Raw genomic sequence first — 13,899 nt, forward strand, 5'->3', positions numbered from 1 at the left:
GACTCCTCCCTTAGCGCGACAGAGCGCTGTCGTAAAGGGAAAGTTACGACGGTTCACCCCTTTCGGTGGTGCGACGGACAACCGTCCGTCGCACCACCGGCGTATCCGCTTACGGTCGTGCCGCTGTGAGCCGCCGGATCGACGGCGGCCGTCCATGAGGAGATCGGGGGTGCACTCGTGCGGATCGGATTCGTCACCGATGGTGACTATCCCTATGCGTCCGGTGAGTCCGGGCTCTGGTGCGACCGCCTGGTGCGCGGCCTCGACCGGCACGAGTTCGATCTCTTCGTGCTCAGCCGCTCCGCAGATCAGGAGGAACGCGGCTCGGTCCCGCTCCCGGCGCACGTCGGCCGGGTACGGACGGCACCGCTGTGGACGGCCGACGGGCACGTCCCGGGCACCCGGGCTCCCGGGAGGCCGCGCGTCCGAAGGGCGACGGGCCGGCGCCCACGCGCGTACGGACGGCGCGAACGGCAGCGCTTCATGGCGCACTTCACGGCGCTCGCGACGTCGATCTGCGCGGCGGGCACGCCGGATGACGGCGCGGCCGCCGGGCGCACGCGCGGGAGCGTGACCGGTGTGAACGGTGTGAACGGAGTGAACGACGCGGCCGGAACGAACGGCGTGACCGGGATGGACGAGCGGGAGTACACCGGCGGCGCCGGAGGGGCCGGCGCGGGGCACACCGTTGTCGGGACCGCCGACGCGCGGTTCGCCGAGGGGCTGTACGGACTCGCCGACCTCGCCCGGGAGTGCGGAGGACTGAGCGCGGCACTCCGCTCGGAAACCGCGGTGCGCGTACTGGAAGCCGCCTGCCGCGCGCCGGGCAGTACCGGCGCGGCCCGGACCGCCGGTGTCGCCGATCTCCTCCATCTCGCCCACGGGATCGAGGAGTTGCTGCGCCCCCTCTCGTTCGACTGGTACGACGAACGGAGCCTCGGCGCCGTCGACCTCTGCCATGCCGCGTCCGGCGGAGCGGTGGCGGTACCGGGACTGCTGGCCAAACGCTTCTTCGGAGTGCCGCTGCTGGTCACCGAGCACAGCGCACACGTGCGGACCCACTATCTCGACACGGCCGGCACGCCCCTGCGCGCGCCGGTGCGCGCCGTGCTCGCCGCATTCCACCGACGGCTCGCCGCCGAGGTGTACCGGCAGGCCGCGCTCATCACGCCCGGCGACGCCGACGCCCGCCGGTGGCAGGAACGGTGCGGTGCCGGACGGGAGAAGCTGCGCACCGTTCACCCCGGTCTGGACGCGGGTCGGTTCGTGGTGCTCGGGGAGAGCGGTGACAGCGGTCCCGACGACACGGTCGTCTGGGTCGGCCGGATCGAGCCGGCCAAGGGCCTGATCACACTGCTGCACGCCTTCGCGCAGGTGCACCGGGCCGAACCGGCCGTCCGGCTGCGGATCATCGGCACGGCCGAGCCGGGGCCGGAGGGCGCCGGACACCTCGCGCGCTGCCGGGCACTGGCCGCCCGGTTGTTCCCCGAAGCCGCCGACGCCCCGCACGACGGCGGCGGCAGCCCGGTCTCTTTCGAGGGCATCGGCGGAACCGGGGCGGCGGACGTCGTGGAGGCGTACGCCGCGGCCGGGGTCGTCGTCCCGCCCGGCACCGGCGAGCACTTCCCCGCCGGTCTCGTCGAGGCGATGTTCTGCGGACGCGCCACGGTGTCGGCGGATGTCGGCGCGGTGGTCGACGTCATCGGCGGCACCGGGCTCGTCGTCCCCCCGCGCAATCCCGAGGCGCTCGCCGATGCCTGCCTCGCGCTGTTGCGCGACCCCGAGCGCCGCGCACGGCTCGGTGCCGCAGCGCGCGCCCGCGCACTCGAACTCTTCACCGTGGAACAGAACGTCGCGGCCTTCCGCGGCATCTACCTGGAGCTGATCTCACGGGTTCCGGTGCGCAGGGAGGCCGGCACGGTGGACGCCGACGGTGGACCGCGCCCGTTCGCCACCCCGCCCGAGGCCCATGTCCCGGGCCTGTGGACGGCCTTCGGGGACACCTCGCCGGGACCGGCCGGGCGCACCCCGAGCTGGGCCGTCGGGGCCGGGCCCGTCCGCGCCGGAGCTGGGGGAGCGGGTGGCGGCGATGTGTGACCGGGAGACGGACCGGCGGGCCCGCGGCGGCCGGACCGGACGGACCGACGCGGTGGGCGACGAACAGGGAGGAGAGACGATGGGACGCCCGAACGAGGTGTCCGGCGCACCCGCCACGCCCACCCCGGGCGGCGGCCGGGACCCGCACCCGCCCGCCCCGGCCTCCGGCCCCGGCGGGCGACCGGCCGCCGCGACGGAAGGCTCCGTGGCGGAGGGCTCCGCGACGGAGAATGCCGTGGCAAAGGGTTCCGTGGCGGAGGGCTCCGCCCACCGGGGCGCCGCCGAGGGGGTACGTGGTGGGGGTCCGCGAGACGGTGCGCCCGCAGCCTCGCAGCCCGCGAACGCCACCGCACCGGGCGCTGCCGCCGGGGACACCGCGGGGCGCGATGCCGCCGCACTCCGTGCCCCCGAGATCGCCCACCCCGTCCCGGCGTGCACACGTACGCTCGCGCGCCGCGGCCCCGCGGACCCGGTGACATCACTGATGGCCCGGCACCGCGAGCTGTGCCGACGGGCCGTGGACCCGCTGGAGATCGCCGCCGGACTGGAGAACCACGGCATGACCGACCGTGCGGCCGCCCGCTACCGGCACCGCGACGTCTTCTCGCTCGCGGAGGAACTCTTCGCCCGGGTGCCCGCCGCGGAGGATTCCGCAGCCGCACACCGCACGCCGGAGCGTGACACGACGACACGCGCCGCCTGGTCGCTCCGCGCGCTCGCACCGGGAGCCGCCTGCCTCGCCACCCTCGGCGTGCTGAGGCTCACCGAAGGGTCGCTCGGCGGGCAGACGAGACTTGCGATCGGCCTCGCCGGAACGCTGCTCGGGCTGCTCGGCCTCGCCCTCTGCCTGCGCAGCGGGCCCCTGCACGCGGTCGGCGGCCCCACGGCTGCTGCCCACGTGTACGGCTGCTGGCTGCTGGGTTACGTCCTGTACGGTGACGCCCTGCTCGACCAGGTGCTCAGCGGCGGGCCCGAGGGCCCCTGGGCCCTCACCCCCGCACCTCTGCTGGGGCTGGCGCTCTCCGTCGCCCCCGCCGCCTGGTGCGTGCACCTCGTCTCCCTGCGGGCGCACCGCGCGCTCATCGGCAGCCGCACGCTGGAGGAGTTCACCGCGCGCGTGCGCCCCCTGCTGTTCGGAGCCGTCGCCGTCCACCTCGGCGCCCTCGCCGCGCTGTTGTACCTCGCGCGCCTGGTCCACGGCGGTGGCGGGAGCCTCGCGGGGGCCGCCGTGCTCGGCGTGCTGCTCCTGCTGGCCAGGCTGTCGACGGTGCGCGGATTCCCCGGACCCGCCACCGTCGCGCTGGCCGCCGCCTGCGCCGTCGAGGCGCTGGCACCTGCCCTCGTCCTGGCCGGTCGGCTGCCCGGCCTGCACGCCCTCGCCCGCCCCGTCGACCTCCTGGTCGCGGCGGCGGGCACCGGGGCCGTACCCGTCCTCGCCTGCGGAGCCTCCGCGTTCGGGTTGCTGATCAACGCCCATCACACCCTCTCCCGGGCGTCCGCCCACGCCCCGGGCCGACCGGGAGACGAGGCCCATCCCACCGCGTGACCCACGCGACCGAGACTCCCGGCCCCCACGGGGAGCCGGGCCACCGAACCATCCCCCACACGAACCACCGCATGCCCCGCGGAGCCGACGCCGCGGGTCCTGCGCCCATCACATTCCACTTCCCGAAGGAGACATCGGACATGACCCCCCAATCCCCCGCACCGGCAGCCGGCCGTCGGCACCGAGGGGGCGCGCGATGAGGGTGCTGCTGCTCGGAGCCAATGGATTCCTCGGCCGATTCGTCGCCGACCGGTTGCTCGCCGACCCGGCCGTGCACCTCACGGCGCTCGGCCGCGGCGACGACGCCGACGTACGGTTCGACCTCGCCACCGGCAGCCCCGGTGCGCTGACCCGATTCCTCGACGCCGTCCACCCCGGAGTCGTCGTCAACTGCGCGGGCGCCACCCGCGGCGGGGCCCGTGACCTCACCCGGCACAACACCGTCGCCGTCGCCACCGTCTGCGAGGCGATGCGGCGCAGCGGCTGCACGGCCCGGCTCGTCCAGGTCGGCTGTGCATCGGAGTACGGGCCCTCGCAGCCCGGTTCGTCGACCGCCGAGGACGCGCTGCCGCGCCCCGGGGGTCCGTACGGCGTCAGCAAACTCGCCGCCACCGAGCTCGTCCTCGGCTCCGGCCTCGACGCGGTCGTGCTGCGGGTCTTCTCCCCGGTCGGCCCCGGCACCCCGGCCGGTTCACCGCTCGGCAGGCTCGCGGAGGCGATGCGCCGGGCCATGCAGTCCGGCGACGGCGAGCTGAAGCTCAGCGGCCTCGGCGTGCAGCGCGACTTCGTCGACGTGCGCGATGTCGCGCGCGCCGTGCACGCCGCCTCGCTCTCCGCGGCGCAGGGCGTCGTCAACATCGGTACCGGCCGCGCCGTGCGCCTCCGGGACGCCGCCTCGGTCCTCGCCAGGGTCGCCGGATACGCGGGCGCGCTCCACGAGCTGGACGCGCCCCCGCCCCGGCTGCCCATCGGCGCCCCGCGCACCTCGAACGAATCGGTCATCGAGCACCTCTCGGCCACCCCGTCCCCGTACCCGGACGGCTGCGGTGCCTGGCAGCAGGCCGATGTGCGCACGGCGAGGGACCGGCTCGGCTGGCGCCCCCGGATCAATCTGGAGGAATCCCTCGCCGACATCTGGATGGAGGCGGCGTGCCGTATCTGACCTCCACCGGCACCACCCGCCGGACCGACGGCGCCGGACAGTTCGGCTTCGGGGTCCCCGGGTACGCGCACCCCCTGCTCGCGCCCACGGAGTGGGCCGAGCTCACCCGCCCCGGCACGCCGCTGCACTGGGCCGTTCTCAACATCGACGACGGTCCCGGCGCACGTCCCGACCCGCACTGCCTGGAGGCCGCGGGCCGGCTCCGCAACGCGCGGGAGCGGGCGCTGCACGGCGACGCCCCGTACGACACGGTCCGCGCGGCGGGCGGCCGACTGCTCGGCCACCTCGACCTGGCCTTCGGCAGCCGCCCCTTCGGGGAGCTGATGGCCGACGCGCAGTCCTTCCTGGACTGGTACCGCGTCGACGGCTTCTACCTCGGCCGGTGCCCCTCCGAACGGGCCCACCTCCCGGCGGTCCGGCGCCTCACCAGCACCCTCGCCACCGTCCTCGAACACGGCGAGCACGGTCGGCACGGCGGCCACGCCGGTTACGACAGCCACGACGGTCAGGGCGGTCACGACGGCCGGGCCGGTCGGGGTGAAGCGATCGGGCCGTTGGTGCTGGGGCTGGGCAAGCACCCGCACCCCGGCTACGCCGAGGCCGCCGACCAACTGGTCACGTTCTGCGGCCCGTGGACGGACTACCGCTGGTCGCAGGTGGCGGAGTGGACCGCCGGTTATCCGCCGGAACGGTTCGCGCACTTCGTGCACGGCGTGCCGCGCACCCACCTCGACGAGGCCATGCGCATCGCCCGTTGGCAGGGCGCGGGCACCATCTTCTTCACGGACCGGGACGGCCAACACGGGCAGACCGACCCATTCGCGGCGCTGCCCAGCTACTGGGACGAAATCGTCTCGCGGATCGGACCTGGTATCTCGGAATGAGAAGGGGCGTGGCAGTGTTACGGGAAGAACAACCGTACGCAGATGAAGTACGTAAAAACCGACCACCTGCATTGTTGAGGTTCCTGTGTCGCTGCCACCCCTGGTCGAGCCAGCTGCTGAGCTCACCGTCGACGAGGTCCGCAGGTACTCCCGCCACCTGATCATCCCGGATGTCGGGATGGACGGACAGAAGCGGCTGAAGAACGCGAAGGTGCTCTGTGTCGGCGCAGGCGGTCTCGGCTCGCCGGCCCTGATGTACCTGGCCGCCGCCGGTGTCGGCACGCTCGGCATCGTGGAGTTCGACGAGGTCGACGAGTCGAACCTGCAGCGCCAGATCATCCACAGCCAGGCCGACATCGGCCGCTCCAAGGCCGAGTCCGCCAAGGATTCGGTGCTGGGCATCAACCCGTACGTGAACGTGGTCCTTCACGAGGGCCGGCTCGAGGCCGACAACGTGATGGACATCTTCGCGCAGTACGACCTGATCGTGGACGGCACGGACAACTTCGCCACTCGCTACCTGGTCAACGACGCGGCGGTCCTGCTGAACAAGCCGTACATCTGGGGCTCGATCTACCGGTTCGACGGGCAGGCGTCCGTCTTCTGGTCCGAGCACGGCCCCTGCTACCGCTGCCTCTACCCGGAGCCGCCCCCGCCGGGCATGGTTCCGTCGTGCGCCGAGGGCGGCGTGCTCGGGGTGCTCTGCGCCTCGATCGGTTCCATCCAGGTCAACGAGGCCATCAAGCTGATCGCCGGTATCGGTGACCCGCTGGTCGGCCGACTGATGATCTACGACGCCCTGGAGATGCAGTACCGTCAGGTCAAGGTCCGCAAGGACCCCGACTGCGCGGTCTGCGGCCAGAACCCGACCGTCACCGAGCTCATCGACTACGAGGCATTCTGCGGCGTCGTGTCCGAGGAGGCCCAGGAGGCGGCGGCCGGCTCCACGATCACTCCCAAGCAGCTCAAGGAGTGGATCGACGCGGACGAGAAGATCGAGATCATCGATGTCCGCGAGCCGAACGAGTTCGAGATCGTGTCCATCCCGGGCGCCAAGCTGATCCCGAAGAACGAGTTCCTGATGGGCAACGCTCTCCAGGACCTCCCGCAGGACAGGCGCATCGTCCTGCACTGCAAGACCGGTGTCCGCAGCGCCGAGGTCCTCGCGGTCCTCAAGTCGGCGGGCTTCGCCGATGCGGTGCACGTGGGGGGCGGCGTGATCGGCTGGGTCAACCAGATCGAGCCCGAGAAGCCGGTGTACTGAGTACGCACCGGGCAGCCGGTGTGGTGCGTACGCACCGGGCAGCCGTGTGCTGCGCACGCGCCGAGTGCGAGTGGGAGAGCTTCGAGGGGGCCGGTCCGCGCGTTGCGGACCGGCCCCCTCGCCGTGCGCTCCGTTCCGTCAGGAGCAGGTCTTTCCGTCCGCCGGGACCTTGCCGTCGAGGAAGTACGCGTCCACGGTCGACGTCACGCACGCGCTCTCGCCGTACGAGCCGTGTCCCTCGCCCTTGTTGGTGAGCAGGACGCCGACGCCCTTGCCGAGCGCGTCCGCCATCCTCCGCGCCCCTTCGTAGGGCGTGGCCGGGTCGCCGGTCGTGCCGACGACCAGGACCGGACCGGCGCCGGGAGCGCTCGCCTCCGGGTGGTCGCGCTCGCCCGCCACCGGCCACTGGGCGCACCAGCCTGCCGTGTCCCAGGCCAGGAACGGGCCGAACACCGGGGACAGCTTCCGGAATTCGGGCACCAGCGCCCTCGCCTCGGCCGCCGTCGGCCGGAGCCTGCTGTCCGCGCAGGAGATGGCGCGCTGCGCATGGCTCTGGTTGTCGTAGTGCCCCTTCTCGTCACGGCCGTTGTACGAGTCGGCCAGCTGGAGCAGCATGGTGCCGGTGCCGCGGTTCTCCGCCTCGTCCAGCGCCTGCGTCAGGTAGGGCCAGCTGCTCTTCGAGTACAGCGGCATGACGATGCCGGTGACGGCCATCGACTCGTTGAGCTTCCGGCCGGAGGCGGTCGGCAGCGGCTTCTTGTCGATCCGCTCCAGCAGCCGGGCGATGCGCCGGGTACCGGCCTTCGGGTCCTGGCCGCGGTCCTTGAGGTAGTTCTCCAGCGCCCGCTGGAACCCGGCCGTCTGATTGCGGGCGTGTCCGATGGCGTCGGCGGTCGGGTCGACGACGGCGTCCAGCACGGTGCGTCCGACCTTCGTGGGGAAGAGGTGGGCATAGGTGCCGCCCAGCTCGGTGCCGTACGAGATGCCGAAGTAGGTGAGCTTCTCGTCGCCGAGCACCTCGCGGATCAGGTCCATGTCGCGGGCGGCGTTGCTCGTGCCGACGTGCGGCAGGATCGTGCCGGAGCGGCGTGCGCAGCCGGCGCCGAAGTCCGCGGCGTCCTTCATGAACACCGCCTCCTCCGCCGCCGTGTCCGGGGTCATGTCGACCTTCCGGACGGCCTCCTCCTGCTCCTCGTCGGTGCGGCAGTTGACGCCTTCGCTGAGCGCGACCCCGCGCGGGTCGAAACTCACCAGGTCGTAGCGGGTGTTGAGCTTCTCGTAGGACAGCGCCTCGGCGGCGCGCGGCAGCGTCGAGACCCCGGAACCGCCGGGGCCGCCGAAGTTGAAGAGCATCGAGCCGAGGCGTCGGCCCTTGTCCCGGGCCTCCTTGCGGATCAGCGCGATCCCGATCGTGTCGCCGTCCGGCTTCGCGTAGTCCAGGGGTACGTCGACGGTCGCACACCGCCAGGCGCCGCCGGGTGCGCTGCCGCCCTCGGGGGCCTTGCAGCGCTTCCAGTCCGGCCGCTGGGAGGTGAGGGCGGCGGGCAGCGGAGGGGGCCCCGACGGCTCGGCCGGGGTGGCGCCCGGCGCCCCGGGCGCGGATGCCGCGACGCGGTCCGCCCGATCGGCCGGCTTGTCGTCCTCGCCCCCGCCACATCCGGCGAGCAGTCCCGTCAGCAGCAGCGCGGCACCCGTAAGTGCTCCGGCGCGTGCGTGTCCGGCCACGTTGTACGTCCTCCCCGACGGGCCCCGCCCGTCCATGTCCGCCCGGCCCGTGCGCGGGCACGCCCTCCGTGCGACGTACGCCCCGAAGCGCCGGGTACGTACGGAAGGTGCGCCCATGCTAACGAGACGGATACCGGCCGCCGACGAGCAGTGACGGTCCGGGGCCACGCGCGGACCGCCCCGGCCGGGGTTGTGGGCGGACGGTGCCGACCGGCCGGGGCTATGGGCGGACGGTGCCGACCGGGGTCATGCGCAGACCGTCCCGGCCGCCGGGACCTTTCCGTCCATCAGGTAGTCGCCCACGGCCTTCTGCACGCAGGCGTTGCCGCTGTTGTACGCGCCGTGCCCCTGGCCCCGGTACGTCATCTGCACGCCGACGCCCTTGCCCAGCGCATCGGCCATCGCCCTCGCGCCCGCGTACGGGGTGGCCGGGTCGCCGGTGTTGCCGACGACCAGGATCGGGGCCGAGCCCGGGGCGCTGACGTCCGGGGTCTCCCAGGCGCCCGCCACCGGCCAGCCGGTGCAGGACATCAGGCCCCAGCCCAGGTAGTCGCCGAAGACCGGCGAGGCGGACCGGAACTGGGGGAGCTTCGCCTCGGTCTGCTCCGCGGTGAACCGCTCCTTGGAGTCCGCGCAGTTGATGGCGGTGTTGGCGGCCATCGAGTTGTTGTAACGGCCGTCCTGGGAACGGCCGTTGAGGGAATCGGCCAGGGCGAGGAGCAGCGCGCCGCTGCCGCCGTCGGCCTCGTCCACCCCTTCCTCCAGCAGGGGCCAGGTCTCCTTGGAGTAGAGGGCCGCCGCGATGCCGGTGGTGGCGAGGGTCTGGGTCAGCTGCCGGTCGCCGAGCCCCGCGACGGGCTTCTTCTCCAGCCGGGTGAGCAGATCGGAGATCCCCTGCTCGACCTCCTTGCCGGTGGAGCCGGGCAGCTTGCATGCCTCGCCGCGTTCCGCGCAGTCCTTGGTGAAGCTGTCCAGTGCGAGCTGGAACCCCTTGGCCTGGCCGAGCGATGCCTGTTCGGAGTTCAGGGTCGGGTCGATCACCGCGTCCAGCACCGACCTGCCGACGTTCCGCGGGAAGAGGTGGGCGTAGACGCCGCCCAGTGCGGTGCCGTACGAGATGCCGAAGTAGTACAGCTTCCGGTCGCCGAGCACCTGGCGCATCAGGTCCATGTCGCGGGCGGCCTCGGTGGTGCCGACGTAGGGGAGCACCCGACCGGAGTTCCTCTCGCAGGCCGCGGCGAACGCCTTGGCGTCCTCGACGACGGCGTTCACCTCGGCGGCGGTGTCCGGGGTGCCGTCGGTTTCGTAACGGGCGTCGAGCTGCCGGTCCGACTCGCACTTCACGCCGGCGCTGCTGCCGACTCCGCGCGGGTCGAAGCTGACCAGGTCGTAGCGGGCGCGGAGCTTGTCGTAGTCGGTGCCGAACGCGGGCAGGGTGGCGACGCCGGAGGCGCCGGGACCGCCGAAGTTGAAGATCAGGGAACCGATCCGCCGGGCCGGGTCCTTGGCCCTGGCCCGGATGAGCGCCAGGTCGATCGTGCCGCTGTTGGGCCTCGCGTAGTCGAGCGGGGCCTTCATGAACGAGCATTCCCACCGGGCGCCGCCGGGCAGGGGCGTGGGGGCCTTTCCGCCGCCCTGGGCCGGGGTCGGCGCGGGACAGGGTTTCCACGTCAGCTTCTGGGACGCGAGGCCGCCGGGGCCGCTGCTCGCCTCGGCGGCATTCGCCGCGAGCGGGGAACTGCGGGGACCCTCCGGGCCGGTGTCGTCGCCGCTCCCCGAGCAGGCGGTGAGGGGAAGGAGCACGGTGGCGGTGGCGGCGAGAGCGGCGGCACGCAGGGCGGGGGAGGTCCTCATGGTGCCCATCGTGCGGGGCGGACCGGGCCCGTGCACGGGGCACCGGTCCAAGCGGGTGGCGGGAGCGGCACCGGTCGCCCGACCGGACGCGTGGACGCGGCGACGGGAACGTACGGGAACATGAGGGGCCGTCGGCGCCGGTGCCCGTCGGCGCCGGCCTCGCGGCTCGGGGCTTTCGGTCCTGCGGTTCGGAGCCGTCGCCCCGGTGATTCGGGGCGTGTCCGCGTGGGCGGGCTTGCGTCCGCGCGGAGATTGTTCCTGCGATTCGGGATCGCGCCCGCGTGGGTCGGGGTTCGCGTGGGTCAGAGTTCGCGTGGGTCAGAGTTCGCGTGGGTCAGAGTTCGCCCTTGCGCGTCAGATGGTTGAAGCAGATCCAGCCCGGCAGCACCGGCAGCCACAGCGTCAGCAGCCGGTACAGCAGCACGGCCGGTGCCGCGACCTCCTTCGGCAGCCCGACCGCGATCAGTCCCAGCGTCAGTGCGCCCTCGACCGCGCCCATCCCGCCCGGGGTGGGCGCCGCCGACCCCAGCGCGTTGCCCGCGAGGAAGACCACCGCGACACTGGCGTAGCTGAGGTGCGGCACGTCCGGTCCGCTGAACGCCCGGATCGACGCGTCCAGGCACATCACGAACAGGCCGGTCAGCAGCAGCATCCCGCCGATGCCGGTGAGCAGCTTCTGCGGGCGCTGCACCACGTCGAGCATGCGCGGAACGACCCCGGCGAACAGGGACCGCACCCGCGTCACCACGAACTTCCGCAGGAACGGGACCGCCGTCACCACCAGCACCAGCACGGCGACCGTCAGCAGCCCGGCGATCACGGTCCGGGACGGGGTGAGCGAGGACGGAGTCTTCTCCGTGCCGGTCAGATAGCCGAACGCGGCGAGCAGCAGGATGTGGCAGCCGAGACCGAACAGCTGGGAGGCACCGACACTCGCCACGGCGAGTCCCGGACGCACCCCGGCCCGTTGCAGGAAGCGGGTGTTCAGCGCCACACCGCCGACCGCCGCCGGGGCGACGATCTTCACGAAGGATCCGGCGACCTGCGCCAGCACGGTCTTCCCGAACGGCACCCGTTCCGGCACGAAGCCCAGCAGGCTCATCGCCGCCGCGACGTAGCTGAGGGCCGAGAAGCCGACCGCGGCCGCCACCCAGCCCCATTCCGCCTGCTCGGCGACCGCGCCGAAATCGGGCTGGGTCACCTGCGAGATGAGGAAGTACGCGGCGATCGCACCGGCGATGCAGCTGACCAGGGTGCGTGGCTTGATGCGTTCCAGCCGGACCGGTTCGACCGGTGCCTGTGGCCGGATGCGCAGCACCTGTTGGCGCATCTGCGAGAGCAGGTCCTCCTCGCGGGCCCCTTCCAGGGCCTCGTCCATGGCCCGCTTCTCGGCCTGTTTCTGGACTCGCAGCGACTTCCGGGCGGCCTTGCGGTCGGCGGCGGTGTCGGAGGCCGCACCCCGGTCCGCGCCGTGTTCCGACGCCCTGGCCCGTTTGGCCGCGTCCGACGCCGCCAGCACCGCCTCGCGCTCGCGCTGCGAACGCTCACGGGCGAGGCGCCGCAGCGCGGCCCGGGTCGAGCGGCTCAGCGCGATCGGCTGGAGCAGTGGCAGGCAGTCCGCGACGGCGTCCGGGCCGAGCACCTCCAGCGCACCGGCGACGGCCCGCTCGGCACCCACCCGCAGCCCCGCGGTGGTCAGCAGCTGTGCCACATCCATCCGCAGCACCAGATCACCGGCCGCGATCTCGCCGCCGCGCAGATCGGTGACGAACACCGTGCCCGAATGATCCACCAGGATGGCGTCGCCGGTGAGCCTGCGGTGCGCGATCCGTCGGGACTGGAGTGCCCTCACCTGACGCCAGGCGTCGTGCAACAGCTCGTCGGTGATCTCCGCGTCCTCCAGCGAGTCGAGGGAACGCCCGCCGATCCGCTCGTAGACCAGCATCACGGCGTCCGGCCCGAGCTCGGAGGTGGCGATCAGCTTGGGCGCGTTGGCCCCGGCGGCGATGGCCGCGTACGCGAGCAGTGCTTCCTGTTCCAGTGCCTGGCGCAGCGACTGGATCGAGCGGCGCTCGGTGATGCCGCGCAGGGTGAGCCTGCGCCACACCCGATAGAAGAAGCCCTGGGCCTGCTGCTCGCGGTCGACGACCGTCACGTCCAGCGGCGGCCCGTTCTCCAGGGTGACCACATAGCGGCGTCCCCGGTCGCCCTGGTCGCCGGAGTCGGGGGCGTCCTCGGCGCGCATCGCGGTGACGGGCCGGAAGCCGACCCGGCGCAGACCGGCCATCAGGTGCTGCCCGGTCGGCCGTACGTTGGGCGAGCCGACCGCGTACAGCGTGCCGTACGCCACGGACCAGCCGATCAGCACGGTGAGGATGATCGAGAACGGTGTGGTGAAGCCGCCGACCAGCATGGCGAACGCGTCGAGCAGCAGCACCACCCACAGCACGACGCGCCAGCGCGGCCGTCTCGCCATCCCGACCGCCGTCATATAGGCGATCACGGGGGCGAGGTAGCCGTGCACGGGGTCGGTGAGCGCGTCCCCGGGCTGCGGCTGGGTCAGCGCGTCCTTGATGGTGCCGGGTGCCGATTCGGCGACCCAGAGGTCGGCGGCGAGCGAGACGCCGTGCGCCAGGACGGCGGCGAGCACGCCGTCCGCGATCCTCAACCCGTCGCGTTTGATCAGCCGCTCGATGGCGAAGACGACCGGTACGAGGAGTACGGCGATGCTGGAGACCAGACCGGCGAGCTTGATCAGGACGTCGGGCGCCTGGCCGGTGCCCTTGTTGATGTCCTGTTCGAGACCGGCGGTCATGCCGTGGGCGAACGCCGCGATCGCGAACAGGACGGCGACCGCCAGCACACCGATGAGCAGTCGCATGAGGTCGGAGGGGCGGTGTACCCGGGCGGGGAGCAGCGGCTCGTCGCCGGAGACGCGTTCGGCCCGTTCCGCCGCCGCGGTCGACAGCGTCGCCCCTCCCGGGTGGCCGAGCGGCTCCGGGTGCTCGGGATGTCCGGCGGGCTCGGGGCGTCCGGCTGCCTCCGCGGGTTCGCGGCCGGGCGTCGTCCGGTCGTCGGGGGACGGACCGACGGGAGGCGGGTCGGCAGGTGCCGGATCGACGGGGCCGTCCGACGTCTCCGGGGACGACTCGGCATCAGGGGCGTCCGCCGCCTTCGGTGGCTGCACGCCCTGCTCCTTCGTCGCCTCGGAATGGTCTTCGTGTTCTCGTATCACCGGTCACCGCCTGCACGATGGTGGCACGGTCCGGCGACGGGGAAGGGCATGAGGACGTACCGCGCGGATACGCGAAGCGCAACATACGCTCCTTTGCCCCCGCACGCACGCCTCACTGAGCGGTGCTCGTGG

Annotated in this window: 8 protein-coding genes; 5 read left to right on the plus strand and 3 right to left on the minus strand. The window is 72.9% G+C overall.

Going from position 1 to position 13,899, the window contains the following annotated elements; genetic code table 11:
• Positions 1-177 precede the first annotated feature (177 nt).
• The 5 genes from ACFC79_RS01925 to moeZ all read left to right on the plus strand — a co-directional run bounded on the left by ACFC79_RS01925 (position 178) and on the right by moeZ (position 6,953).
• Positions 178-2,097 (plus strand): glycosyltransferase, encoded by a 1,920-nt coding sequence (locus ACFC79_RS01925; protein ID WP_376233857.1) that lies wholly within the window; start codon positions 178-180, stop codon positions 2,095-2,097.
• A 79-nt stretch (positions 2,098-2,176) separates the two neighbouring features.
• On the plus strand, positions 2,177-3,643 hold the full coding sequence (locus ACFC79_RS01930; protein WP_376233860.1) for a hypothetical protein: 1,467 nt from the start codon (positions 2,177-2,179) through the stop codon (positions 3,641-3,643).
• Between the two features lie 196 nt (positions 3,644-3,839).
• Positions 3,840-4,805: an NAD-dependent epimerase/dehydratase family protein gene (locus ACFC79_RS01935; protein WP_376233863.1), complete on the plus strand. Its 966-nt coding sequence runs from the start codon at positions 3,840-3,842 to the stop codon at positions 4,803-4,805.
• Complete coding sequence (locus ACFC79_RS01940) at positions 4,793-5,689, plus strand: spherulation-specific family 4 protein (protein WP_376233866.1); 897 nt, start codon at positions 4,793-4,795, stop codon at positions 5,687-5,689. The genes ACFC79_RS01935 and ACFC79_RS01940 overlap by 13 nt, the downstream gene beginning before the upstream one ends.
• An 85-nt stretch (positions 5,690-5,774) precedes the next feature.
• Positions 5,775-6,953 (plus strand): adenylyltransferase/sulfurtransferase MoeZ, encoded by a 1,179-nt coding sequence (gene moeZ / locus ACFC79_RS01945; protein ID WP_376233869.1) that lies wholly within the window; start codon positions 5,775-5,777, stop codon positions 6,951-6,953.
• A gap of 138 nt (positions 6,954-7,091) precedes the next feature.
• On the opposite strand, the gene ACFC79_RS01950 is transcribed toward moeZ, so the two are convergent.
• From ACFC79_RS01950 to ACFC79_RS01960, 3 genes are all read right to left on the minus strand, one after another.
• Positions 7,092-8,678, minus strand: a complete 1,587-nt coding sequence (locus ACFC79_RS01950; RefSeq protein WP_376233872.1) for an alpha/beta hydrolase — start codon at positions 8,676-8,678, stop codon at positions 7,092-7,094.
• A 246-nt stretch (positions 8,679-8,924) separates the two neighbouring features.
• Entirely contained in the window at positions 8,925-10,532 is a 1,608-nt protein-coding gene (locus ACFC79_RS01955; protein ID WP_376233875.1) for an alpha/beta hydrolase, read from the minus strand.
• 334 nt (positions 10,533-10,866) lie between these two features.
• On the minus strand, positions 10,867-13,719 hold the full coding sequence (locus ACFC79_RS01960) for a lysylphosphatidylglycerol synthase domain-containing protein (protein ID WP_376233878.1): 2,853 nt from the start codon (positions 13,717-13,719) through the stop codon (positions 10,867-10,869).
• Positions 13,720-13,899: the final 180 nt, after the last annotated feature.

The sequence above is a fragment of the Streptomyces sp. NPDC056061 genome, from assembly GCF_042266885.1.
GTDB lineage: Bacteria > Actinomycetota > Actinomycetes > Streptomycetales > Streptomycetaceae > Streptomyces.